Source organism: Acinetobacter sp. ACNIH1 (assembly GCF_002934695.1).
GTDB classification, from domain to species: domain Bacteria; phylum Pseudomonadota; class Gammaproteobacteria; order Pseudomonadales; family Moraxellaceae; genus Acinetobacter; species Acinetobacter variabilis.
In genome coordinates, this window is record NZ_CP026420.1 from 1,981,188 (window position 1) to 2,006,682 (window position 25,495).

23 protein-coding genes and 1 pseudogene are annotated in these 25,495 nt (G+C 40.0%); 15 read left to right on the forward strand and 9 right to left on the reverse strand.

The features are described 5' to 3' along the window. Positions 1–127 precede the first annotated feature (127 nt). The 6 genes from C3F22_RS09765 (at position 128) to istB (ending at position 5,535) form a co-directional block, all read left to right on the forward strand. Complete coding sequence (locus C3F22_RS09765; RefSeq protein WP_005804963.1) at positions 128–1,096, forward strand: IS30 family transposase; 969 nt, start codon at positions 128–130, stop codon at positions 1,094–1,096. Then, entirely contained in the window at positions 1,089–2,939 is a 1,851-nt protein-coding gene (locus C3F22_RS09770) for a hypothetical protein (protein ID WP_104426448.1), read from the forward strand. Before C3F22_RS09765 ends, C3F22_RS09770 begins: the two co-directional genes overlap by 8 nt. Next, entirely contained in the window at positions 2,936–3,331 is a 396-nt protein-coding gene (locus C3F22_RS09775) for a hypothetical protein (RefSeq protein WP_104426449.1), read from the forward strand. The genes C3F22_RS09770 and C3F22_RS09775 overlap by 4 nt, the downstream gene beginning before the upstream one ends. A gap of 121 nt (positions 3,332–3,452) precedes the next feature. Next, positions 3,453–3,671, forward strand: coding sequence for a hypothetical protein (locus C3F22_RS09780; RefSeq protein ID WP_158651677.1), 219 nt, complete (start codon positions 3,453–3,455; stop codon positions 3,669–3,671). 71 nt (positions 3,672–3,742) lie between these two features. Then, the gene (gene istA / locus C3F22_RS09785) at positions 3,743–4,762 is read left to right on the forward strand and encodes an IS21 family transposase (protein WP_104426451.1); all 1,020 of its coding nucleotides are present in this window, start codon (positions 3,743–3,745) and stop codon (positions 4,760–4,762) included. After that, positions 4,762–5,535, forward strand: a complete 774-nt coding sequence (istB, locus tag C3F22_RS09790; RefSeq protein ID WP_075167882.1) for an IS21-like element ISAba8 family helper ATPase IstB — start codon at positions 4,762–4,764, stop codon at positions 5,533–5,535. The genes istA and istB overlap by 1 nt, the downstream gene beginning before the upstream one ends. A 431-nt stretch (positions 5,536–5,966) precedes the next feature. Here the strand turns inward: istB and C3F22_RS09795 are convergent. Next, positions 5,967–6,506, reverse strand: a pseudogene (locus tag C3F22_RS09795) (cation:proton antiporter); the annotation flags it as partial. A 30-nt stretch (positions 6,507–6,536) separates the two neighbouring features. Here C3F22_RS09795 and C3F22_RS09800 point away from each other — a divergent pair. Further along, positions 6,537–7,745 carry an IS256 family transposase gene (locus tag C3F22_RS09800; RefSeq protein WP_004672268.1) on the forward strand — a complete coding sequence of 403 codons (1,209 nt, stop codon included), beginning with the start codon at positions 6,537–6,539 and terminating at the stop codon, positions 7,743–7,745. A 302-nt stretch (positions 7,746–8,047) separates the two neighbouring features. Further along, the gene (locus C3F22_RS09805) at positions 8,048–8,602 is read left to right on the forward strand and encodes a hypothetical protein (protein WP_104426452.1); all 555 of its coding nucleotides are present in this window, start codon (positions 8,048–8,050) and stop codon (positions 8,600–8,602) included. Positions 8,603–8,651: 49 nt separating this feature from the next. Here C3F22_RS09805 and C3F22_RS09810 read toward each other — a convergent pair whose 3' ends face one another. The 3 genes from C3F22_RS09810 to C3F22_RS09820 all read right to left on the reverse strand — a co-directional run bounded on the left by C3F22_RS09810 (position 8,652) and on the right by C3F22_RS09820 (position 11,384). Beyond that, the gene (locus C3F22_RS09810; RefSeq protein WP_104426453.1) at positions 8,652–9,554 is read right to left on the reverse strand and encodes a neutral zinc metallopeptidase; all 903 of its coding nucleotides are present in this window, start codon (positions 9,552–9,554) and stop codon (positions 8,652–8,654) included. 48 nt (positions 9,555–9,602) lie between these two features. Next, positions 9,603–10,529 carry a DUF808 domain-containing protein gene (locus C3F22_RS09815; protein WP_104426454.1) on the reverse strand — a complete coding sequence of 309 codons (927 nt, stop codon included), beginning with the start codon at positions 10,527–10,529 and terminating at the stop codon, positions 9,603–9,605. Between the two features lie 108 nt (positions 10,530–10,637). Continuing rightward, the gene (locus C3F22_RS09820) at positions 10,638–11,384 is read right to left on the reverse strand and encodes an IS5 family transposase (protein ID WP_104426455.1); all 747 of its coding nucleotides are present in this window, start codon (positions 11,382–11,384) and stop codon (positions 10,638–10,640) included. A gap of 192 nt (positions 11,385–11,576) precedes the next feature. On the opposite strand from C3F22_RS09820, the gene trpS reads away from it, so the two are divergent. Next, positions 11,577–12,590 carry a tryptophan--tRNA ligase gene (gene trpS / locus C3F22_RS09825; RefSeq protein WP_104426456.1) on the forward strand — a complete coding sequence of 338 codons (1,014 nt, stop codon included), beginning with the start codon at positions 11,577–11,579 and terminating at the stop codon, positions 12,588–12,590. A gap of 347 nt (positions 12,591–12,937) precedes the next feature. On the opposite strand, the gene C3F22_RS09830 is transcribed toward trpS, so the two are convergent. The 3 genes from C3F22_RS09830 to lysS all read right to left on the reverse strand — a co-directional run bounded on the left by C3F22_RS09830 (position 12,938) and on the right by lysS (position 17,152). After that, the gene (locus C3F22_RS09830) at positions 12,938–14,389 is read right to left on the reverse strand and encodes a capsule assembly Wzi family protein (RefSeq protein WP_104427008.1); all 1,452 of its coding nucleotides are present in this window, start codon (positions 14,387–14,389) and stop codon (positions 12,938–12,940) included. A 198-nt stretch (positions 14,390–14,587) separates the two neighbouring features. Then, positions 14,588–15,469, reverse strand: coding sequence for an IS982-like element ISAba9 family transposase (locus tag C3F22_RS09835; RefSeq protein WP_004282326.1), 882 nt, complete (start codon positions 15,467–15,469; stop codon positions 14,588–14,590). Between the two features lie 156 nt (positions 15,470–15,625). Beyond that, positions 15,626–17,152 (reverse strand): lysine--tRNA ligase, encoded by a 1,527-nt coding sequence (gene lysS / locus C3F22_RS09840; RefSeq protein WP_104427009.1) that lies wholly within the window; start codon positions 17,150–17,152, stop codon positions 15,626–15,628. A gap of 386 nt (positions 17,153–17,538) precedes the next feature. Here lysS and C3F22_RS09845 point away from each other — a divergent pair, with 386 nt between their 5' ends. Next, positions 17,539–18,033 (forward strand): YqiA/YcfP family alpha/beta fold hydrolase, encoded by a 495-nt coding sequence (locus C3F22_RS09845; protein WP_005234593.1) that lies wholly within the window; start codon positions 17,539–17,541, stop codon positions 18,031–18,033. A gap of 39 nt (positions 18,034–18,072) precedes the next feature. Here C3F22_RS09845 and C3F22_RS09850 read toward each other — a convergent pair whose 3' ends face one another. Next, positions 18,073–18,615: an adenine phosphoribosyltransferase gene (locus tag C3F22_RS09850; RefSeq protein ID WP_104426457.1), complete on the reverse strand. Its 543-nt coding sequence runs from the start codon at positions 18,613–18,615 to the stop codon at positions 18,073–18,075. A 478-nt stretch (positions 18,616–19,093) separates the two neighbouring features. Between C3F22_RS09850 and rubA the strand changes: the two genes are divergently transcribed. The 5 genes from rubA to C3F22_RS09875 all read left to right on the forward strand — a co-directional run bounded on the left by rubA (position 19,094) and on the right by C3F22_RS09875 (position 23,271). Continuing rightward, entirely contained in the window at positions 19,094–19,258 is a 165-nt protein-coding gene (rubA, locus tag C3F22_RS09855) for a rubredoxin RubA (protein WP_004783011.1), read from the forward strand. 88 nt (positions 19,259–19,346) lie between these two features. After that, positions 19,347–20,525 (forward strand): rubredoxin reductase RubB, encoded by a 1,179-nt coding sequence (gene rubB / locus C3F22_RS09860; RefSeq protein ID WP_104426458.1) that lies wholly within the window; start codon positions 19,347–19,349, stop codon positions 20,523–20,525. A gap of 57 nt (positions 20,526–20,582) precedes the next feature. Further along, a complete protein-coding gene (gene estB / locus C3F22_RS09865) occupies positions 20,583–21,521 on the forward strand; it encodes an esterase EstB (RefSeq protein WP_104426459.1) in 939 nt (312 codons plus the stop codon). A 13-nt stretch (positions 21,522–21,534) separates the two neighbouring features. Further along, positions 21,535–22,443, forward strand: a complete 909-nt coding sequence (gene oxyR, locus C3F22_RS09870; protein ID WP_104426460.1) for a LysR family transcriptional regulator OxyR — start codon at positions 21,535–21,537, stop codon at positions 22,441–22,443. 231 nt (positions 22,444–22,674) lie between these two features. Next, entirely contained in the window at positions 22,675–23,271 is a 597-nt protein-coding gene (locus C3F22_RS09875; protein WP_104426461.1) for a response regulator transcription factor, read from the forward strand. A gap of 50 nt (positions 23,272–23,321) precedes the next feature. On the opposite strand, the gene ppk1 is transcribed toward C3F22_RS09875, so the two are convergent. Then, on the reverse strand, positions 23,322–25,403 hold the full coding sequence (gene ppk1 / locus C3F22_RS09880; protein WP_104426462.1) for a polyphosphate kinase 1: 2,082 nt from the start codon (positions 25,401–25,403) through the stop codon (positions 23,322–23,324). Between the last annotated feature and the right edge of the window lie 92 nt (positions 25,404–25,495).

Sequence of the window (25,495 nt, forward strand, 5' to 3'; positions counted from 1 at the left end):
CATTGAGGGTAAACCCGGCAGAGTAAAACTTGAAGTGCGACATAAACCACCTAATTAATTTAAAGGGTTTATGGAGTATATAAAATTGTCATACCATCATCTTAACTTTGAAGATCGTACTGCATTAATGCTTGAGTCAAGAAAAGAAGGCTTTTCAGCCAGAAAATTTGCTGAACTTATTAAAAGACATCCTAGTACGATCTATCGTGAGCTTAAAAGAAATAGCATCAATGACGTTTATCAAGCTCGATATGCTTCTGATAACACTTTTGCTAGACGTAGACGTGGTCACAGAAAACTCAAAATCGATTCAATCCTCTGGAAATTTATTGTTGAAGCGATCCGTTGTTTATGGTCTCCTCAGCAAATAGCAAAGCGTTTAAAGACATTTCCTGATTTGGATCAAACAATGAATGTAAGCCATACAACGATTTATTCAACGATACGAGCATTACCCAAGGGTGAGTTGAAAAAAGACTTATTATCCTGTCTGCGTCATGAAAATAAAAAGCGAAAAGCTAACGGTGAACCTAAAAAAGATTCTATATTACAGGATATTAAAACTATTCATGAGCGCCCAGCCGAAGTTCAAGAAAGAAAAATACCGGGTCATTGGGAAGCTGATTTAATTAAAGGTAAAGACAATAAAAGTTCGATAGCAACACTTATTGAACGAAATACACGGCTCTGTATCTTGGCAACATTACCTGATGCAAAGGCAGAATCAGTGCGCAAGGCTTTAACTGAAGCTCTGAAATATTTACCTGCAGAACTGCGTAAAACGTTGACCTATGACCGTGGACGCGAGATGTCAGAACATAAAATACTCGAAGAAGATTTAGGCATAGATGTATATTTCTGTGACCCACATTCACCTTGGCAAAAAGGCACATGCGAAAATATGAATGGTTTAATTAGGCAATATTTACCTAAAGGGATTGATTTAAATCAGGCAGATCAGCATTATTTAAATCAAGTTGCCATGTCACTGAATACTCGTCCTAGAAAGGCGTTAGATTGGCTTACACCATTAGAGAAATTTGCTCAGCTTGTTGATTATCATATGGCTTTTGAAACTGTCGCACCTCATGTTTGAATTCGCCCCCTTATCTCTGTTTAGTGATGATGTTTGGAATTTCTCCACATACTCAGGTGACGTTTTTTCTAGCAATGTCTATTTTCTTTTGGAGGAGTTTAAAGCCCATCCTGATAAGAATTTAGTTGAAGATTTAAAATTAGAGTTTAAATTAATTTGTTATTCCCTATTGCACTTTAAACTAACAGCTAAGGGATATACCAAAGTAAGCACTCTAATGGGAGATATGACTCATGTTAGGTACTTCATCTTAATGTGCCTACAACTTAATGTAAGAGCTACAGAAGTTAGCAACAATACATTTGCGATAAATCAATTTAAAGAAGACCTAAAATTAATAAAGAAAAGCACTCAAAAGAAAAGAATGCTTGTTATGTATAAACTGCATAAAGTCCGCCAATTCTTAACGGATCATACTTTTGGATTTTCTGTAGATGTAATTGATACCATTTATGCAGCAGTAAAAAAACTACCTGATGATAAATCTCAAACACTTATTATCCCAACCCATATATATTCAACTTTCATTCAGAATGGTGCGGATTTATTTAAGGAGTATCTTGAAATCCACGAAAACATCGAAGCGTGGCATAAGAATGTGGCAGAAATAAAGAATTATGGAAATACAAAGAGTCGATCAAGAAAAGGAATAGAGTTCTATGAAACTCTTGAGGAATATGCTCTGGTTAAATATTGTAATAAATACTCAATTAGCGATAAACAAGAGTTCATCTACCATATTAAAAATCTTCAATTTTATGCTTATTTCTATTTTTTGTGTTTTACAGGAATGAGAGAAACCGAAGGAATCTCTTGTGCATACGATGCATTCCAAAAGAAAGTCATCAACAACAATGAGGTTTATACCGTTAGAGCCTATACAACTAAACTTGTAGGCATGAAACGGGTTTCTGCTCTATGGGTAACATCCAAAAACCTAGAATCTGCAAATAAAGTCGCTCAATCTATTTGTCGTATTGGATTAAGGTTAAAGAAACAGTGTTCTATAGATTCATTGATAGAATCGGAAGTACCGCTATTTTATTCTTTCTATCATAAAGATACCAATTCATCGAATTTATTTCCTGACTACGGTTTAACACAGATAGTTTTCGGTGATAACTTTAAGAAATTAATAACCAATTGTGTTGTAACCCAAGATGATTTCGATGAACTTGTAAGAGTTCAGCCATCAGCCGCTTTCAATGAGGATATTGCTATAGGTAAGATGTGGTCCTTCACTCACCACCAATTTAGACGCTCTCTTGCTGTGTATTGTGCTAGAAGTGGGCTTGTTAGCCTTCCCACACTAAAAAACCAATTGAAGCATATTGAAGTTGATATGACAGCCTACTACGCTGATGGGGCTATGTTTGCAAAAGATCTTGCTAAACAAGACTTCATTACTGAGTTCCAAGATGAATTGCTCGAAGCTGAATGTGACCAGTATCTAGCAGATACACGAAATCAAGCGAACCCCTTGTTTGGTGGACATGGAACATGGCTTGAAGTCAATAAAATGAATGTAAGCACAGTTGACTTCCTTGAGGATCGTAAAAAAACACTGAAAAGTATGAAAGACAATCGCATTGCATATAAGCAAACTCCTTTAGGTGGATGCTCAATGAATGGCACTTGTGACAAACTCTCATTAGCTCATATTAGTGCTTGTGTTACATGCCCTAAAGCTATCTTCAATGATAGATCTGTGAAAGCTCTTTCTACACTAAAAACCTCTTTATCAAAAATCATTCAGCGATTTGATGAAGGCTCTCCGTATCGCCAACAAACCGATCTTGAAATTAAAGCAATTGATAAACTATTGGAGAAAGTAAGCGCATGAGTTCTAAACGAGTAAAACTGTACGAAGAAGCGTTACAACGCCTAATTGAGCAAGACAAAAGAATTTCATTTGATGCTGTTGCTTTAGAGGCTGGTCGTGAACGTGGAGCAATTAAAGGAAATGACCCTGAAATTGTTGAATTGAAAAACAAGATCACCGCAGCAAAAAATCTTCAAAAAATAAAAAATGGTGGTACAACAGATACTCAAAAGAATTCTGCTTTATTAAACGAAATTAAAGAACTTAAGGCAAAAATTAAAGAGTTAAAAGAGAAAAATGCAATTAAGGCAGGTCAGATAAATAATCTAGTCCATGAAAACCATAAGATTAAAAACAAGTTATCCGAATATCAAAAAGGTAATCACTCTATTTTATCAATAGTTAAAGATTGATATTATCTGGCTTAGCAGAATTAATATTGTAGTCTTGACTGGCTTTGTTACAGGAACCTACTAAGCTTATTTAAGATTTTTATATCCAAAAGATTTTAGTAACGGAATGTGGCTGGGTGAAATGATTTCTAAAATCCGTCAAGAAACCAATCAATCAAGTATCTTTTACGATAAACATGGGAAATTTAGTACCATTGAAAAAATAAATGAATTTTCAAAGACTTATCATCATGCAGAATCATTTGATACGAAAATTCAAGATTTAGATTTTTCTACTGTTCAATATTATGCAAAAGACACTTTACGATTTATAACAGGCTTATTGTTAGCGGCAGTGTAAAAATGACCCCCTAACGGCATTTAAAAACTGACCCCCTTGGTTAATATAGCGGTCATTTTGGACTGCTCAACATGTTAACTTTGGAGCAAGCAGTGACAATCCAAATACTTCATCAGCAAGGTAAATCTATTAAAGCCATTAGTCGTGAACTGGGGGTGTCCCGAAATACCGTACGTAAATATTTACGGCAGAAGGAAACACCTCAGTATCGGCGTACACAACCTAGAACAAGTATTCTTGATCCATATAAACCCTATTTACTCAAACGTGTAAACGCAGCTCATCCTGAATGGATTCCTGCTGTTGTGCTCTACCAGGAAATTTTAAGGTTGGGATATCCAGGAAAGATCAGGATCTTGAGGGAATATCTCGCAACATTAAAACCAGTTGCTAAACCGGAACCGATCATTCGTTTTGAAACCCAACCTGGCCAACAAATGCAGGTGGATTTCACCACGATTCGACGCAACAACACGACTTTGAAAGCCTTTGTCGCAACATTAGGGTATTCCAGAGCGACTTTCGTGAAATTTTATGATCATGAACGTACCGATGCATGGATCGATGGTCTAGAAAATGCATTTCAGTTCTTTGCAGGAGTACCTCAAGAAATCCTGTTTGATAACGCTAAAACGATCATGATTGAACGGGATGTCTATCAGGAGGGGCAGCATAAATGGAACCCCAAACTGCTCGACTGCGCCAAGAAATACAGCTTTCGTCCTCGCGTATGTAAGCCCTACCGTGCACAGACCAAAGGCAAAGTTGAACGCTTTAATGGATACCTCAAATCAAGCTTTATTGTGCCATTGAAAGCAAGCCTGAAGACTTCGGGTTTACTGTTAAATGTTGATGTCGCCAATGCCCACATTGGCCGGTGGCTGCATGAAACCGCCAATCAGCGGATTCATGCCACCACGCAAGAAAAACCGGCTGTTCGACTGCAACAGGAGCAGCAAAAATTTACGCCATTACCGCAATCAGATACAGGTTCCAGCACTGTACCTGTTGCAGCAGCACAGCATGTCATGCCCTACGAGAGTTTGCAGCATCCCTTATCGGTATATGATCAGTTGCTAGGAGTTTCCTGATGAATCTGCAATACGACCGTATAGAGCAGCTTTGCCAAAAGCTCAATCTGCCTGCCATCGCATCACAATGGTCACATCATGCACAACAAACATTAGGTCAGGATGGAAGTTATGCCGACTTTGTTGAAGCAATCTTGACGCATGAATATGCTGCCAGGCAACAGCGCAGTCAGCAGGTACTGATGAAACTCTCAGGCCTGCCTCAAGTCAAAACCCTGGAAGACTATGATTTTAATTATGCCCTAGGGGCCCCTAAATCACAGGTGATTGAACTGTTCAATCTGAGCTTTATTGCTAGAGCAGAAAATGTGGTGTTTCTGGGGGCTAGCGGAGTAGGAAAAACGCACTTATCTATGGCATTAGGCTATAAGGCCATCATGAACAACATTAAGATCAAGTTCATTACCGCAGCGGATTTAATGCTGCAACTGAGTACAGCCTATCAGCAAGGTAAATTGAAAACCTATATGCAGCGTGCGGTACTGGGACCAAAGTTACTGATTATCGATGAAATTGGTTATTTACCATTTGGACGTGAAGAAGCGAATCTGTTCTTTAACGTGATTGCCAAGCGTTATGAAAAAGGCAGTACGATATTGACGAGTAACTTACCCTTTAGCCAATGGTCTAAGTCATTTGCGGATGATGTCACGTTGACCGCTGCGATGTTAGATCGGCTATTACATCACTGTCATGTGGTACAAATATCGGGTGAGAGTTATCGTTTGAAGGGTAAAAAAAGAATTGGGATTCAGCCCCAGGTTGAAACTTAATACGAGATCAAAGGGGTCAATTTTACTTTGCCATTTGTAAGGTAAAAGGGGTCAATTTTAGAATGCCGTTGACATTATAATCAAACTCGGCCTCCTGTGATTTAATTCTTAGCAAAAATTATGAGGATTTTTGCAGGGGGCAGGCAAAAAACCTTATTACAAATGTATTATAAATTTCATCGATCGAGAAAAACTAGCTCAGAATTACCCAATAATTTATTAGAAATACTTTTTGTGACTATGGTTTTCCTAGAAATTTAAAGAGTAATACGTTCACTCAACCCTATGCACAAAAAATATACAGAATTTTTCAATCGAAAAGATGATGTTTTTTAGAGAATTATTAATAAAACATGGAATTTTTTAGGTAAAGAATATTTTCTGTAATTTTAACGAGTTATCAATAATTCCATATTACTAATTATAGTGTACTCACCTTCCAGCTTCACGATCAAATGATGGGGTGCGCGTACCGAACTGAGGACACCTTTAATCCCAATGGGATCCGTTGCTCCGAGCGCAGCACCGAGTAATAGTAGAACCAATATATCGACGTGGTTACCAATCAGAAACTGATAACCGTACAGCGCAATACCAAAGAAAACTGCACAGAAAACCAATGCCAGACTGGCCAGAATACCAATCGGCCGCCAGTGATTGCGTAAATCTGAAACCTTAAACTTCAATGCGGATGAAGTCAGAATAAAACAAATCACACCATTAATCAGGAAGTCATAAAAATCGACATGGCGAACTGCTTTCTCAATATTATCAATATTGATGCTAAAAAATGGATTACCCTGTAACAGGCTGGCACACCATTGCAGGATAAATACAAAAATAGCGGAAACAATCGGCACACCAATCGCTTGAGGAAAACTTAGAACACGTTTGTTGAACATGGTAGTGGCAATTGACAGAGCAAAGGAGACTGTAAATAAAACTGTGTAAACGCTTAAACTATCCCTCAACGCTGTTGGGGGGCAACACAGGTGTTTACCATGAAAGATGAAGCAATGCTGGCATTGGCAAAAGAATTTGCTAAGAACTTAAAAACAGAAGCTGACCTGAATAATTTCAGTAAAGCTTTAAAGAAACTCACCGTTGAAACTGCACTCAATGCTGAACTGACTGAACATTTAGGCTATGAGAAGAATAGTCCTCGTATAGGCAAAAATACACGTAATGGCTATACAACCAAACGGCTATTTACTGATGATGGTGAATTTGAACTAGACACGCCTAGAGATCGTGATGGCACTTTTGAGCCCCAGCTGATCAAGAAGAGTCAAACCCGTATCACACAAATGGATAGCCAAATCCTATCCCTATACGCCAAAGGCATGACGACACGAGATATCGTTGCCACATTCAAGGAAATGTACGATGCGGACGTCTCCCCAACGCTTATTTCCAAAGTGACGGATGCAGTTAAAGAACAAGTAATAGAATGGCAAAATCGACCATTGGATGCCCTTTATCCTATTGTCTATATGGATTGTATCGTCGTGAAAGTGCGTCAAGATAGTACGATTATTAACAAAGCGGTGTATCTGGCATTAGGTGTCAATACAGACGGACAGAAAGACTTATTAGGTATGTGGATGTCAGAAAACGAAGGTTCTAAATTTTGGCTCTCAGTCCTTACAGAACTGAAAAATCGTGGGTTAAAGGATATTCTGATTGCCTGCGTAGATGGACTGAAGGGCTTTCCTGATGCAATCAATACAATTTACCCTGATACGCATATTCAGTTGTGTATCATCCACATGGTACGCAACAACCTTAAATATGTGAGTTGGAAAGACTACAAAGCTGTCACAGCCGATTTAAAAAAGATATATCAAGCTGTTACAGAAGACGCAGCCTTACAGGCTTTAGATGAATTTGGACAAAAATGGGATGAGAAGTATCCTCAAATCAGCAAGTCATGGCTTGCCAACTGGTCGAATCTAAACACGTTTTTCGCTTATTCTATGGATATTCGCAAAGCGATTTACACGACGAATGCGATTGAATCATTGAACAGCGTTATCCGCCATGCAACCAAGAAAAGAAAAATCTTCCCAACTGATGATTCCGTGAAAAAGGTGGTATATTTAGCAATTATGGCAGCAAGCAAAAAATGGACGATGCCTATTCAGAATTGGAAAGCTGCCATGAATCGCTTTAGTATCATGTTTGAAGAGCGTGTAACCAAGTATTTTTAAAACTGTATTTACACAGAATTATTTACACCCTCGAGCAAGACCACCGTCAACAGTTGTAAAAAAAAGAAACTTCCCATTAGGTTTCCTAAGATTTGGCAATTTGCAGCCGTGAGCTGAAAGATTTACTTGAAATATAAGTTTAAAAAAACAGTATATTTTAGCGGATCAAGTTTAGTCCCATTTTTTTTCGAATTAAGTTAAGTTTCTTTTCAATATTCACAACTGATGATTTAACATACAGTCTTAAAGTACTTTATTGCTCATCTCTCATCTCTCTTCTTTCTATTTAGAAATTTTCTCCTATGCATCAAACTGTCAAAACCATATTCCGTCTATGTTTCGCTGCTGTCATTTTTCTGGTCACACTTTCCTTGATGTTCACCTGTTTTGCCAAAATTCAGGAAATCCTGAAAGCAGATCAATATTATCAGCAAGCTGTGAGCATTCCTTTAAAAAGCAATACCAAAGCGCAATATGTACTGGTGTCTAATAATCAACGTCCAGACAATGCGATGTTTATCCTGATTGCGGGAAATGGTTATGTAGCAAAAATCAGCTGTGAGCATTATGCGGCCCTATGTACTGATGACTATAATCAGTCACATACCCGGCAGATTCAGAATGTTAATTTAGTAAAAGTGAGAAATTATTTTTATATTGAAAATATTCAGTTCCAAGATAGTCGAACTGGTCAGATCACTAAAGTTAGCTATTCCAAAAATGAATTGAAGCAATTTTATAATAATGACATCAGCAATTTAAAATATATTCTCTTTGCGATTTCGCTATTTGCCTTGGCTGCCTTATTTGTCAGTATCAAGATTTTGAAAAACTTCCGTCGTTTTCTGGAAAAATAACTATTCAATCATTAGGGGAACATTTGCTCCCCTTTTTTGATCTTTAATTTTAGATATTTTGATTAAAAGTATCGCAAGTAGACATTTGTCCCGATTTCAAACCGGTATTAAACCATTTTACCCGCTGTGCACTGGTACCATGCGTAAAGCTATCCGGTACGACATGGCCTTGTGCTTTTTTCTGCAGATAGTCATCACCGATCTTGTGTGCCGCATCCATGGCTTCCTGTACATCCCCCTGCTCCAGGAACTGAGTACGCTCATGGTTATGATAAGCCCATACCCCAGCCAGACAATCGGCCTGTAGTTCTTGTCGTACAGAAAGCTGATTGCCCTGTGCTTGAGTAGCTTGTTGACGTGCCTGCTGTACCTGTGAAGAAATACCTAAAATGGTCTGGATATGATGACCTACCTCATGCGCTACCACATAGGCTTGAGCAAAATCACCTGCCTGATCATTGCGAGATAACTCGGTTGAGTTCTGTTCCCCGCTGATTCCCATCTGAGTACGCATATCTTTAAAGAATGCTGTATCAATATAAACTTTCTGGTCTGCCGGACAATAGAAAGGTCCCATGGCCGATTGCGCCGTACCACAACCAGAATTTACTACCCCACTAAATAGAACCAGTTTAGGCGGAGTATATTGCTGGTTCAGCTGCTGCTGAAATACTTGAGACCAGGTATCTTCTGTATCGGCAAGGACAGTTCCTACAAAATCGATCGCTTCTTGCTGCTCTGGCGTTGGATTTTCCAGACCTCGTGTTTCTGCACTAGAAACACCTTGCGTAACTTGCTTGGTTGTTTGATAGGCTTGCTGTGGATCGACACCAAAAAACTTCCAGGCCACGAAAGCAATAATCAACCCGAGAATACTGATTCCACCGGCTTTGGCACCACCGCCACGACGGTCTTCTACATTGCTACTAACACGACGTCCTTTCCAGCGCATAGTGAGATTCCTTATAGTTTAAAGTCAGCTTATTTTAACGGGCCTAATTTATACCTGCTTTGGTTTCGATCTGATTTTTTGAATAAAGCCAATCAAGATAAATACAATTAACCCTGCCACAAAACCAATCACCAGATTAATTAATGTAGGCGTAACAGCCCCTACAATACTTCCTAGGCTGGGAATATGCTCTACATACTCAACTGAATCTTCAGTGAAATGATGAAACCATGGAATGGTATGGGCAATAATCCCGCCACCGACTAGGAACATCGCAATCGTACCTACAATCGTCAGGGTTTTCATCAATTTAGGGGCAAAAGCCAGCAATCCACGGCCTACACTTTGCTTGAAGCTAGATACCTGCTTAGTCAGGTACAAACCTAAATCATCAATTTTAACAATTATGGCAACGAAGCCGTACACCCCGACTGTCATTAATATGGCGATCCCGGCCAGTACGATGACCTTGGTGGTAAAAGCTGCGGCTGCCACGGTGCCCAAAGAAATCACTACAATTTCCGCAGACAAAATAAAGTCAGTTCGGATCGCACCCTTAATTTTCTCTTTTTCAAATGTGGCCAAATCGGTTTCGATCGTAGTGAATTCAGCCTCAGCGTCTTCTTCAGTCTTGGCTTTTTTATGCTTTAAGCTATGCAGAACTTTTTCTACGCCTTCATAACAGAGAAACAAACCGCCAATCATCAGTAAAGGATTGATTAACCAGGGCGCAACCACACTAATAAGTAAAGCCAAAGGAACAAGAATCAGCTTATTAATAAAAGAACCTTTCGCTACTCCCCACACTACAGGAAGTTCACGTTCTGCCCGTACACCACTGACTTGCTGGGCATTTAATGCCAAGTCATCTCCTAAGACACCTGCTGTCTTTTTTGCAGCCATCTTGCTCATCACGGCAACATCGTCTAAAACAGTCGCAATATCATCCAATAATATTAATAAGCTGCTCGCCATTCTTGCTATCCTTATCATCTTTAGACATATTTTAATGAAAATATTTAAAAAATATTGTATTCACTTGTTTAATTAGGGTCTGTTGACATTTACTGTTCATAATTAAACCTATAAAGGTAGCCATAAAAATATACAGGCTAAGGCAACAGCACTTTGATAATTTCTTTTGAGCTTGTCATATCGAGTAGCTATTCCTCTAAATTGCTTTAATCTACAAAACATATTTTCAACTAAATGCTTGATTTTATATAAATACCAGTCCATATGATCATTGTTCGATTGGCTATTTATTTTCTTTGGTATATTCGCTTTTGTCCCTGTTTTTCTGATCTGTTCACGCAGTGGTTCTGAATCATAGCCTTTATCTGCGCAGACCACTTTTGTCTCTTTTAAGTCTAATGTTGATATTAAATCAGGTGCAACTTTGACATCATGTGTGGTTCCATCGGTAATCATGAAATCAACAGGATTGCCATTTGCATCAACAATCAAATGTATTTTTGAGGAGTTTCCTCCTACACTTTTAGAAATGGATTGATTCGCTATACCGGCAGAATGTTGATGAGCACGTACGTGAGAGCCATCAATAAAAATCCACTCCATATCGGGGCATGATGCTAATAATTTGAATAATCTAAGCAACTTACCACTGCTTGACCAACGATTAAAAGGTTTGAAAATAGAGTTTGATTGACCGAAATAGGAAGGAATATCTCGCCACGGACAGCCTGTTCTAATTCTATAGAGAATAGCTTCAATAAAATTACGTAAATTTGAGTTGTGATGAATAGATAAATTACGCAAAATAGTTTTCAACTTTTGCCAGTGTTGATCTGTCAGCATGGTACGAAGCATAGCGAATAGTAAAATTGGGTTTGGCGATTTGATTTTACTACTTCGCTATTTTTTAAGCTAAAAGTGTCAACACACCCTAATAAGATTTTTTTACTACGACTTTTTTCTGGCTGACATTCAAAAACAGAATGCCGTACAATGTGGCCATTCGTTAAAATATAGATGTAGTACAGACTACTTTTGGAATAGATAATGAGTAATCAAGATAATCGTCCAGTAATTTTGACTGGCGACCGTCCTACCGGACAGCTTCACCTTGGCCATTTTGTCGGTTCATTACGCTCTCGCGTAGGTTTACAAGATTCTCACCATCAACATTTGTTACTCGCTGATGCTCAAGCCCTGACAGATAATGCAGATAACTTTGAAAAAGTACGTCGCAATATTATTGAAGTGGCGACAGATTATCTGGCTGTTGGCATTGATCCAACCAAAACTACAATCTGTGTTCAGTCTTGCCTGCCAGCCTTAAACGAACTAACTATGCTCTATCTGAACTTTGTGACAGTTTCACGTCTAGAGCGCAACCCGACCATTAAATCTGAAATTCAGATGCGTGGTTTCGAGCGTGATATTCCGGCAGGTTTCTTATGCTATCCAGTGGCTCAAGCAGCAGATATCACAGCCTTTAAAGCCACTGTAGTTCCGGTGGGCGAAGACCAGATTCCAATGATCGAACAGACCAATGAGATTGTACGTCGCCTTAACCGTCAGATTGGCCGTGAATTACTGCCTGAATGTAAGGCGCTGCTTTCTAATGTGGGACGCTTACCAGGTTTTGACGGCAAAGCGAAAATGTCTAAATCATTAGGCAATACCATTGTTCTAGATGCTTCTGATAAAGATATCAAAAAAGCTGTCAATGCGATGTATACCGATCCGAATCACCTGCGCATCGAAGATCCAGGCCAAGTTGAAGGTAATGTGGTATTTACTTACCTGGATGCTTTCGACACCAATAAAGAAGAACTGGAAGAACTGAAAGCACATTATCGCCGTGGTGGTTTAGGTGATGGTACAGTAAAAAAACGTCTGGAAGGTATTCTGAAAGAGTTGATCGGTCCGATTCGTGAACGTCGTATGGAACTGGCTAAAGACCCGGATTACATCATGGATATTTTGAAAACGGGTACAGATAAATGCCGTGATATTACACAGACCACTTTAGATGAAGTAAAAACAGGCTTAGGTGTTTTCCATTTCTAAAATAGACAATATTTAAAAAAAGCCCTTCATATGAGGGGCTTTTTTATGTAAGTTCAAAATGCGCAAAAATAAGGCATGTTTCCACACAGATTCTTCATAGTTTTAACCTTACTTAACATCTATTAACATGAATACTGATGAGTCACATGAGAATGAGTCCTAATATGCTTACATACAGTAAGGAATCAAATTTAACTCTCTCCACAGTTAATCTTGATTGTTTTGAAAGAAACTTCCTTTTTCTACGCAATGACAACCCCAATCATTGCGTTTTTTTTGTCTGTAATTTTTGAAAATATAAAAAAATCCTGCCAGATGAGCAGGATTTTGTTGTTGGTTCTTGAATATTAATATTTGAACAAGCCTTTTTCTAATGGAATTTCAATTCCAATAGAAGCACCGCCATCTTGACCATTTACATCTGAGTCACTTATCCAAGCATTAATTTTAAGTGGCATTTCTGGACGAATATAATGCGACCAGGTGACATCTAATGCTTTAATTTCATCATCAAAAGCAAAAGCAGCATTATTTGCACTTGCACGTGCAGACTGATTGACTTCAGCAAACAATACCCGGCCTGATAAGCGGTTCATCGGATCAACACGGATATCACCACCTACTGAAACCATCTGCGCATCACCACCTAAAGCATGTGCCAGCGGATAACCATGCTGATAAAAGCCATCAGTATAATTGGTATGGTTATAAGAAATACCGCGCACCTTACCGTTAGTCCGTGTATCTGCCCATTCTGTATAAAGTTGATAGGGCATATTTCTTACAATTGCAGAATAGTCTATCCCAGCCAGATACATTTTCTTCGCAGGGAGACCACCTGCTTCATCTTCACCAACATATTGCCCATAGAAGCCCATAGGCACCTGTGTCAAAGGAAACAGATTCAGACGTGCATCAAAACCAGCGATCTGGTTCGATGGGTCAGGTTCATCCGTACCACCATTATCTTTATTCCCGACAAAAGCATCCCATAGTGAACTTAAGCTTTCAGGACGTCCTTCCCCACCCCACTGAATCGCACGAGAAGCACCTAGCTCCAAGTAAGATAAAGGTTGGGCAGTTACACGAAGCCCAATAAGTTTGGCATCTGGAACGGCAGTATAATCATCCAATTGTCCTGCAAAAGCCTGATATTGCCACGGTCCAATCCAGGATAGCCATTTAGTTTCAAAAGCGGTTTGTTCTGTACGCTGTGCCATAAAACCATATACTGGGCGGCTAGCATCGCCACGAATCAAGCTGCCATCATGTCCTGGACCCCAATAGGTCGGAATTTGGCCAGCAATCAGCCATTGATTCCAGAGTTTCCCTGCAAGATAAGATCCTTCCAGATTCACATCCTGATCATTCTCAATTTGTCTATCTTTTTCGGCATTAACTCGGAGCTTGGCATCCCAGTTTTCGCCACCTGCATTAAACTCTAAAGCTGCCTGAAATTGTGCCTTTTGCTGATCGCCAAAGGCTTGAGGAATATCTTTTGGATCACTTTCTGCAAATAAGCCTACTTTGAGCTGCTGATTGTCTGCTGTTAATTTTGCCAGAACTGAATCAATAACACGTTGTTGTACTTTGTTACTCACTTGTGCATTGGATAGAGCACGTTGAATTTCATCACCACTGAGCGGCCAGGTCGAGGTACTGATCTGGATCACCCCTTGCTGGTTTAACCAGTTCAAGTCAGTACGAAGATTTGCATCATTCAGAACCAACCCTTGAGCAAAAACAGGAAGCGAAAGTGTCGTAAGAAGTGCACTTAATAATGGTTTTTTTAGAAACATGGGATCAATATTCTCAAGTTTATTTTTGCCTAACCATAGATATTTCAAAAACAATATTCAATGGCGAAACTGTATCAGTATAATATGAAACCCTAGATTTAATTGACTTTTAAAATAATAAATCGCTTCAAGAAATGAAATCACAAATGTAAAAAATAGAATGAAATAATGCTGGGTTATAATTTTATTACGCCAATCTCAACTTAAAATAAGATTTTCGAATTGAATTGGTGAATGACCAAGCTTTTTATTTAGCACCACACAAATTGTATGCGACAGAATTTTACGAGTTATGCGGTGGGTTAAATGCCATAGATCTTTTGCCCTCACTTTCTGAATGTGAAAGCGATCTGTTAATTGACCAATCACTGTTTCAATCTTTCTTCTGGCTTTCATCAGTATTTGCAGTGTCTCTTTAGGTCTGAAATCTATCATGTTTTTTCTAAAGGGTGTTTGTAAATCAATACCCTGATATTCATAATATCGTTTCAATTCTGGTCTTAAATAGCCCTTATCTGCTCCCAGTAAACCGTAAATATCATTCGTAATTTCAGGTGCAACATCTCGCTCATCACAATGAGCAGGTGCAAAGGTATAACCCGAAATCATGCCTGAAAGATTAATGACGATATGAGCTTTGAAACCATAATATTTTTCTTGTTTTGCAGCACAATAACTAAAACCTGCGTATTCTTTAAAGTTTTTATGCTTTCTAGCTCTGGTATAACTACAGACAGGGAGTGGGAAGCCATCAATAAAGTGAATGTTATCTGAACCATAACGCTGAATGAGCTGTGCCATAATGGATTGACTGACATGCCACAGGTTTGCACAATGTTTACAGAAATTGGGATAAGATCCTAATTTTGGAAACCATTCTAACCAATTGTTTTTGAAATACATCCAAATATTTTTGTCTGTATCTAAACCAAGAAATTCACCTACTATTTGCATAGTGATGATTTCTGCATCAGTAACAGCAGGCGGAAAACCACGAGTTCTCAGGGGCTGAGTAACAACAATGGGATAAAGTTCTTCTATGATTACATAGACAAAAATGATAAATTCTTCAATGGACATAACTTTGCTTTAATTTCTTGGTGGAAACTAAAATAGGGTTATGTCCTTTTTATTTCAATCACTTAAAAAGTTGAGATTGGGGTAATTTTATTTAAAATAAATACTGAACACATAAAAAAAGGCAGTTTTAAAAACTGCCTTTTTTCGAAGAAGTCATCAGTGTTTATGACGCATATGCGGGAATAAGATTACATCACGGATACTTGGAGCATTCGCAAAGATCATCACCAGACGGTCAATACCGATTCCTTCACCTGCTGTAGGAGGCAGACCATATTCCAAGGCTTCAATGAAGTCAGCATCATAATGCATTGCTTCATCATCACCCGCATCTTTCTCAGCGACCTGCGCCTGGAAGCGTTCAGCCTGATCAATCGGGTCATTTAATTCCGAGAAACCATTTGCCAGTTCACGACCACCGATAAAGAATTCAAAACGATCGGTAATATGCGGGTTTTGATCATTACGGCGTGCTAATGGTGAAGTTTCTGCTGGATATTCAGTCACGAATGTAGGCTGACGTAGTCGAGTTTCTACCGTTTCTTCAAATACGATTGTTTGCAGTTTACCCAGACCAAAACCTGGTTTTACCTGTTCTTTCAGTTCGTCCTGAATAAATTTCGCCAGGAACTCACGGTCATTGACATTTTCTGGAGTGAACTGTGGATTGTGCTCAAGAATGGCATCAAACATTGAAATTTTCTTGAATGGCCCTTTGAAGCTAAAGACTTCATCGCCATAAGGCACATCAGTGGTACCTAGAATATCAATTGCCAGTTTTTCCAGCATTTGTTCAGTCAATTCCATCAGGTCTTTGTAATCTGCATACGCCTGGTAGAATTCGATCATAGTGAATTCAGGGTTATGACGAGTAGAAACACCTTCGTTACGGAAGTTACGGTTAATTTCGAATACGCGCTCGAAACCACCCACAACCAGGCGTTTCAAATAAAGCTCAGGTGCAATACGCAGGAACAATGGCATATCCAGCGCATTATGATGCGTTTCAAATGGACGCGCAGATGCTCCACCTGGAATCACGTGCATCATCGGGGTTTCAACTTCCATAAAACGTTTGTCATTCAGGAAACTACGAATACCGGCAACAACTTTGGCACGAACTTCAAAAGTTTTACGGGTTTCTTCATTCACGATCAGATCAAGATAACGTTTACGATACTTCACTTCAGTATCAGTCAAACCGTGGAACTTGTCTGGAAGTGGACGTAATGATTTTGTCAGTAATTCAAAATGTTCGATATGAACATACAGGTCACCTTTACCAGAACGACCGATATAACCTTCAACTGCAATGATATCGCCAAGATCCAGGCCTTTGATCGTTGCAAGTACTTCTGGCTCAAGCTCTTTGCGTGGAACATAAAGCTGAATACGACCGGTCATATCCTGAATCACGATGAATGAACCGCGGTTCAACATCACACGACCTGCTACTTTTACATGAACGTGTTCGCCAGCTTCAATTTCTTCTTTAGATTTATCAGCAAACTGGTCTTGTAAGTCTTGCGCATAATGTTCACGTTTAAATGTGTTTGGCCATGGGCTAACACCAGTTTCTTTTGCGTGGTCTTGAATCTGCTTTAACTTGGCATGACGCTGTGCAATTAAATCGTTTTCGGAAATGATTTGTTCAGAAGTCGATTGAGCGTTATTTTGCGTCATCTCTGCCTCGGATAAGATTGTTAAAAAATAGAAGTTGCATAGAATAGCAGAAATCTGCATCAAATCGTAGCGTAAAGACTTCCCACACGCGGCTTTTCTTGAGAAAAATTTCTGGATATATGAAATTCTTAAAGGCAAATGATTTGCATTATTTTCAGTTTCGAATTTTATGATTGGTTTTTTAAAAATATTGCCAAACTTTTATTAGATGAAAGTCCAAGATCCCAACCTTCTGCACAAATTATGCCTTTATATCCAGTATCAGCTTAGACCAATAGCTAACTGCTTCCTCAAAATAGACGTTTTACAATAATGACCATATTAGAAGGTGGTGTTTTAACACCCTGACCACGACTTTGCCATGTCCGATAAAAATGAGTAAAAATATGTCTAAAATATTGTTTTTTCATGGCTTGGATTCGTCAAAACAGGCCACGAAATTTCATGCAATTGATTCAATGCATAAATATTGTATAGATGTGGATTATCGCAATCTGAGCTACCAGTCGGTAGCCGATTTCTACCACGAAATGGTTGAAACCATTAAGCCGGATATTCTGGTCGGACACAGTCTGGGCGGTTATTGGGCGCTAAAAATGTCACAAGCTCATCAGATCCCTTGTGTGATCGCGAATCCTAGCTTGCAACCGAATTTCCGCGATGATTATCCTGCGATTTGTGACAGTGATTTGCAGCATGATATTCCGCAAATGGCCTATCTGGAATTAGGTGATGAAATTCTGGATATGCATGCAGCACAGGCACAGCTTGAAGATTATATGCAAATTCATGCCATTGAAGGTGGTCATCATCGTCTGGAATATCCCGAACAGATTAACGACCTGATTCAGGAAATTGAATATCATTTTATCCGGCAATAAAAAAGCCCCAATAGTTGGGGCTTTTTTGATCATCCAAACTTAAGCAACTGCAGCTTCAGGCTGAGATTTATCATCAAGTACTGACCAGATGTCCAAGTCTAATTCACCATGTAAATCTGGCAGATCAAGGAAGATGCTCGCACCTAGAACCTGATGCTGACATTTTTCAACCAACTCATGTACTGCTTTTAATGTACCGCCAGTTGCCAGAACATCATCTACAATAATCACTTTTTGTCCCTGAACTTCTGCAGACATTTCCAGACGGTCCAGACCATATTCAAGGCTATAACCTACACCTACCACTGGAGGCGGCAATTTACCTGCTTTACGAACCAGTAATAAGCCTTTGCCCGTACGCTGCGCCAACAGGCTTGCCAGCACAAAACCACGTGCTTCTACTGCCACAAAGCTATCTACTTCAGCTAGCTTTTCTTCAGGAATGCTGGCAATCAAAGCATCAGTTAATGGACCCAGATTATTCATGAATAATGGAGTCAAATCGAAGAAACAAATGCCTGTTTTTGGGAAATTCTGGACAGTACGAATGTGAGACCACAGAGTAGTAGACAAATTGCTCATGGGAGATCTTTAAACAAGGAAGGGAATAGGTGAATTTTAAACTAAATTAACAATGTGTAACAACAACGACTGTGCAATAATAAAGCAGAAAATAATAATAAGAAATTGATTTACATAACTAAATTTATTTTAAAAAATATTTAATAAAGACTTTGCTGAGTCTAAGTTATCTGATTTTAATCATATTTTCTGCCCGACTTTGGTCTACAACTTAAAATCTAAGCCAGAAGCGTGTTTTATAAAACTAAAAATACAACTCTTTGCCTAACCTTAAATATATTTCTAGTAATGAAATACCTAGGGACTGCCCTTTATGCTGTTAATTTCACTGATTAAACTTTTATTCGCTTTACTTTATGAATAGAACTGCGTAAAAATTTAGCCAAATATGTTTACTATTAAAAGTCATATTCTTTAGGGTCTTGCCATTTGTGGATTTTAAGCTGACAGCTACAGTTGGTCAGTTATGGAGAGTTATATGAAAAAATATCAATGCATCGTTTGTGGATGGATTTATGACGAGGCAGAAGGTTGGCCTCAGGACGGAATCGTTCCTGGAACCAAATGGGAAGATATTCCTGATGACTGGACTTGTCCAGATTGTGGTGTTTCTAAAGTCGATTTTGAAATGATTGAAATCTAATCATGTTCTTTTAAAGACCATATTGAATGGTCTTTTTTATGTCCTTTATACCTAAAAAAAACTAATTTAAAAAAGCATGGAGAATCGTATGCATCCTATCGTCATCATTGGTTCGGGCATGGCGGGTTATGCTGTTGCTCGTGAGTTTCGCAAACTCAACCCAGACCATGAACTTGTCATGATTTGTGCTGATGATGCGACTAATTATGCAAAACCTACGCTTTCTAATGCTTTAGCAGGAAACAAACCACCAGAACATATCCCTTTGGGTGATGCAGAAAAAATGTCAGCGCAGCTGAAAATGCGCATCGAAAAAAACACTTGGGTCAAAGTGATTCATCCTGAACAGCATCAGCTCACTTTAGAAAAAGACGGTCAGGAAAGCTCACAGGATTATTCTAAATTGGTGCTGGCTGTGGGTGCTAATCCAGTACGCCTGGCCATTGCTGGTGATGCGAGCGACGATATTCATATGGTGAATAACCTGACTGACTATAAAGCTTTCCGTCATAATCTGGCAGCCCGTGAAGATAAACGTGTGGTGATTCTAGGCGCAGGCCTGATCGGCTGTGAATTTGCCAATGACTTGCAGCATACTAATCATCAGGTCACCGTGATTGATCTAGCACCCCAGCCTTTAGGTCGCTTATTACCAGCTTATGTCGCAGATGCTTTCCAGCAAAATCTTGAAGAGACGGGCATTCATTTTGTACTGGGGACAACAGTCGAAAAAGTCTCTAAAGTTGAAAATGGTGATTATCTGGTCACACTTGCCAATGGCCAGTCGGTAGTTGCTGATGTGGTGCTGTCTGCTGTGGGCTTACAGCCGAATATTTCTGTGGCAAAAGAAGCCGATATTCACACCAGTCGCGGGATTCTGACAAATACAAAACTAGAAACCAATCAACCCGACATTTATGCAGTAGGCGACTGTGCGGAAGTAAACGGAATGCTTTTACCATATGTCATGCCAATCATGCAGCAGGCCCGTGCCCTGTCTAAAACATTGAATGGCGAACATACTGCAGTTCATTATCCAGCGATGCCAGTTGCGGTCAAAACACCAGCTGCGCCATTGACTGTCCTTCCTGCTCCGGTTGATGTCGAAGTAACTTGGGAAAATGAAGAGTTTGATGACGGTATGCTGGCCAAAGCCTTTGATGCTAGTGGTACTTTACGTGGTTTTGTCCTGCTCGGTGCCACTGCTGCCAAACAACGCCTGGCATTGACCAAGCAGGTTCCTGACTTGATTCCAGCTACAGTTTAGATGTTTAATACAAAGGACATTTTTTAAGCAAAATGTCCTTTAATCAGGAAATATATCATGCATAGTGCCCTGCAGTTCAATCATTCTCCGTATACCGCTTTCATGCGTGAAACCAAGGTCGATCTTGGCAATGGCATCGAATTGCACGTAGAAGTCGGAGGAAATCCTGAACACCCGACTATTCTGCTAATTATGGGGCTTGGGGCACAGATGCTGTACTGGCCGGACTTCTTCTGTAAATCTCTCATTGATCAGGGCTATCATCTGGTGCGTTTTGACAACCGGGATATTGGTTTATCTTCCAAGATTCACCATAAAGAGCCTCGCTTAAACACTTTAAAAATGATGAGCCGTTTTGTACTGGGTTTAGGCAATCAGGGCGCGCCTTATACGCTGTATGATATGGCAGATGATGTAAATCTTCTGATTGAAAAAATGGGACTGGGTCAGGTCTATGTGCTCGGTGCCTCTATGGGCGGCATGATTGCCCAGATTCTGGCCGCACGTTATCCTGATAAAGTTAAAAAAATGGGCTTACTGTTTACCAGTAATAACCAGCCACTGTTACCCCCGCCTTTTCCAAAGCAACTCTTTAGTTTAATTGACAAACCCGCTTCCACAGATGAAGATGGCATTGTCGATCATAGCTTGAAGCTGTTTAATATTATTGGCTCACCGGGTTATGTGAATCATCTGGAAGCGATTCAGACCGCCCGTAAGCTATATAAGCGAAGTTACCATCCAGCGGGTGTACTTCAACAGTTTTTAGCAATATTATGTACGGGTTCATTGCTGCAACTGGACAAGCAAATCCAACAAGAGACCCTGGTGGTTCATGGTGCTCGTGACAGATTGCTGCCTCCTAGTCATGGTAAGGCTGTTGCAAAAGCAATTTCAGGGGCTAAATTTGAATTAATTGATGGAATGGGGCATGATATCCCTCCGCATTTTATTCCATATCTTAGCGAATTATTTGCTGATCATTTTAAATCATAAACATTAGGACACTATGGCTGCATTACCATCCCTAAGACAGCTGTCATACCTCGTAACACTGTCTGAGACGCTGCATTTTACAGAAGCTGCTCGCCGCTCATTCGTTACCCAGTCAACTTTGTCTGGCGGTATTATGGAGCTGGAGCGTTTACTCGGTGGCGTTCTTGTTGAACGCGATCGCCAGAATGTACGTTTAACGCCGCTTGGTGAACAAGTGGTTGCACGTGCCCGTGTTCTACTGGCTGATGCTCAGGACTTAATGCGTTTAAGTCGTGAAATGAGTGAACCATTAACCGGTGATCTGCATCTTGGCGTTATTCCAACGATTGCCCCTTTCATCCTGTCACAATTTCTGGATGAAGTGCATCAGCAGCTACCGAAAATCCAGTTACATTTACATGAAGCTCAAAGTGAGAAAATTGTAGAGAAACTGGAACATGGTAATCTGGATATGGTGGTGCTAGCGCTGCCTTTCGATACCCGTAGCCTGAAAGTTGCTGAAATTGCCAAAGAGCATCTGTATCTGGTACATCACAAATCTGACCAGAATGCGGCTCAAGCCAAATCTCTGGAAGATCTGGACCTGTCTCGCCTGATGCTTCTGGAAGAAGGCCACTGCTTGCGTGATCATGCATTGAGTGCCTGTCCAATTGGTGAGCGCAAAAATGATCATCGCCTGAAAGCAAGTTCATTACCAACGTTGATTGAAATGGTGTCTGCTGATCTTGGTTTTACCCTGTTGCCAGAAATTGCACTGCATACCAATATGATCAAAGCCAATCCGGATCTGCGTATTAATCCAATCAATGCTGCACCAAGCCGTACTCTGGCGTTGGTCACTCGTAAGAGCACACCGCTACAAAGCGAATTCGATGTGTTATTACAAATTTTGCAAAAAATCACTGCCCACGATGCAGCTTAATTAAGTCCTAATAAAAAAGGAGCACTTAGATTGCTCCTTTTTTCTTGCCTGCGTCTTCTGATACAGTAAATTTTTATACATTTAGTCAATTAAAGTGATCCAAAAACTAATTTTTAAACTTTAACTATTTATAATATATAAAAATTAAATTCCTATTTCTTGGGATTGGCAGTTAGAATAATTTAAGCCAAAATACATCTGTATATTAATTACTCTCAGGATAAGATTTCTTTGACCTCATTTTTGCCCGCACCCGTATTATTGGTGCAACCTTATCCACCACCGCTCTCTTCCAATCTTGATCTTGCATTGCTACAGCTCGGTTATCAACCGGATATGCTGTCCTATACCGATCATCTGTCTACTCAATCCCATATTGAACAGTATCTCCCCAATCTAGTGCTATATGAAATTCATGAGCAAGCCCAACTCAATCATCTGTATACGGTTCAAACCCGCATCCAGATTCCTCATCTGATTGCAGTTTTAGCTGATGATTCACTTGAAATGATCAATTTATTCTTGTCATCTGGAGTGGATCGATATCTGATTGCATCGCATCCTGTTTCAAAAATAGTAGCGAGCCTGAAAATTATCCTACGAGGTGGTTCCGATTTACATCCTGAATTAGCCCGTTATTTAGTGAGTCAGGAAACAAAAATACATTTTTTAAATCAGACTGAATTACAGATTTTAAAGTATTTCAGCCAAGACCTGACTTTGGCCGAAATTCAAAACAGATTAAGTCTGCATGATTACCAGATTTATGCTGCTATTCGTAAAATCTATCAAAAACTCGCGAATCCATTTATCCATTCTCAAAATTAACAAAATATAAAAAAAGGCTGAATCATCAGCCTTTTTTAGTTTGCATAGAGTTATTTAAAGGTTTCCAGCAAGGTACGCTGTGCATTATGCGGTTGTTCACCTTCTGCAACTTGGGCACGCACCCAGGTTCCATCTCCTTGTAACAACCAAGCCTGCTGATTGTCTTTCAGGTAATTTAATAAACCTTGCTGGTAAATGCGTTTCTTCAATGTTTCATCTTCAATCGGGAAACAGGCTTCTACGCGATTAAACAGGTTGCGATCCATCCAGTCCGCGCTTGAGCAATAAATGCGGGAATTGCCATTATTGCTAAAATAAAACACGCGCGTATGTTCAAGGAAACGGCCGACGATTGAACGTACCCGGATATTCTCTGAAAGTCCCGGCAAGCCTGGACGCAGGCAGCAAATCGAGCGGATAATTAGGTCAATCTGTACACCCGCTTGTGAAGCCTCATAAAGTTTATTGATTAGTTGCAGCTCAGTTAAAGCATTCACCTTCACGATAATCTGAGCTTTCTTGCCCGCTTTGGCATTGGCAATTTCATTATCAATATAGTTGATGAGCTGGGCATGCAAGGTAAATGGAGCATGGAGCAGCTTTTTCAGCTTGGCCATTTTCCCCATTCCCGTCAATTCCTGGAAGATACGATGCACATCTTCACACAGATCTTTGTCTGTGGTTAACAAGCCATAATCGGTATAAATCCGTGCATTGCCCGCATGATAATTTCCGGTTCCTAAATGCACATAACGCACCAGCTTGTTATTTTCTCGGCGTACCACCAGAATCATTTTAGCATGGGTTTTATAGCCAACAATGCCATAGACCACGACAGCCCCCGCCTCTTGCAGTACGTTGGCAACTGCAATATTGGATTCTTCATCAAAACGTGCACGTAGCTCGATGACTGCAGTCACTTCCTTACCGTTACGGGCCGCTTCTGCTAGCACCTGCACGATCTCGGAATCTGGACCACTGCGGTACAGTGTCTGCTTGATCGCCAGTACCTGAGGGTCTCGTGCCGCTTCACGTAACAGCGTAATCACTGGAGCAAAAGATTCAAATGGATGATGTAGCAAAATATCCTGCTTCTGCATGGCACTGAAAACATTTTCAGATTTTTTTAGTACTTTAGGCAGAATTGGCGTATGTGAATCATAACGTAAATGTGGACGTTTGAAGTTGGACAGTAATCGCGCCAGATTAACCGGTCCTGCCACTTTATAGAGCTGGTCTTCATCCAGATCAAATTCTTCCAGCAAATATTCATAAATATGCTGCGGACAATTTTCAGTCACTTCCAGACGGACTGCACGACCAAAACGGCGCGAACTTAGCTCGCCTTTTAAGGCTTTGGCCAGGTCTTCAACATCTTCATTTAAGGCCAGATCGGCATTCCGGGTAACACGGAATTGGTAACATCCCGTCGCGGTCATGCCCGGGAACAGGTCAGACACATGTTCATGAATGATGGCGGATAACATCACATGATGTTCTTTACCATCAGTCAGTTCATCCGGTAAACGCACCACACGCGGCAATGAACGTGGCGCAGGAACAACCGCAAGATCAATCTGACGGCCAAAGGCATCTTTCCCTTCTAGCGTCACAATAAAGTTTAAAGATTTGTTGACCAATCGTGGGAATGGATGTGCCGGATCAAGGCTAATGGGCGTTAAAACTGGCGCAACCTGCTCCTGAAAATATTTTTTCACCCAGGTCGATTGTGCCGGTGTTAGCTCTCCACGACGCAGAAAACAGATATCTTCCTCACGCAGTTTCGGCAAAATCTCTTCATTTAAAATACGGTACTGACGTTCAATGGCGGCATGCGCAGTTTCGGCAATCTGTTCTAATACTTGTTTTGGCGTCAAACCATCCGGACTGCGACTTTCATTGCCCAAATCCAGTTGTTCCATGACGCCAGCCACACGAATTTCAAAAAACTCATCCAGATTACGTGAAAAAATCAAAAGAAAGTTCATGCGTTCCAGCAAAGGATGCAGAGGATCGACCGCCTGTTCCAGCACTCGCAAATGGAAATCCAGAATAGACAGTTCACGATTAATGTAACGATCATTATAAGTATATTCGGTTGGTGCCGAAGTCGTACTGGCTGCCGTATTCATATCAAACCTACGCTATTTTCAAGTCTTGCTTATTGCTTTTAGTATGCTTCAAATTAATGACATTTTCATAAAAAAAGCCCAAATATTTGGGC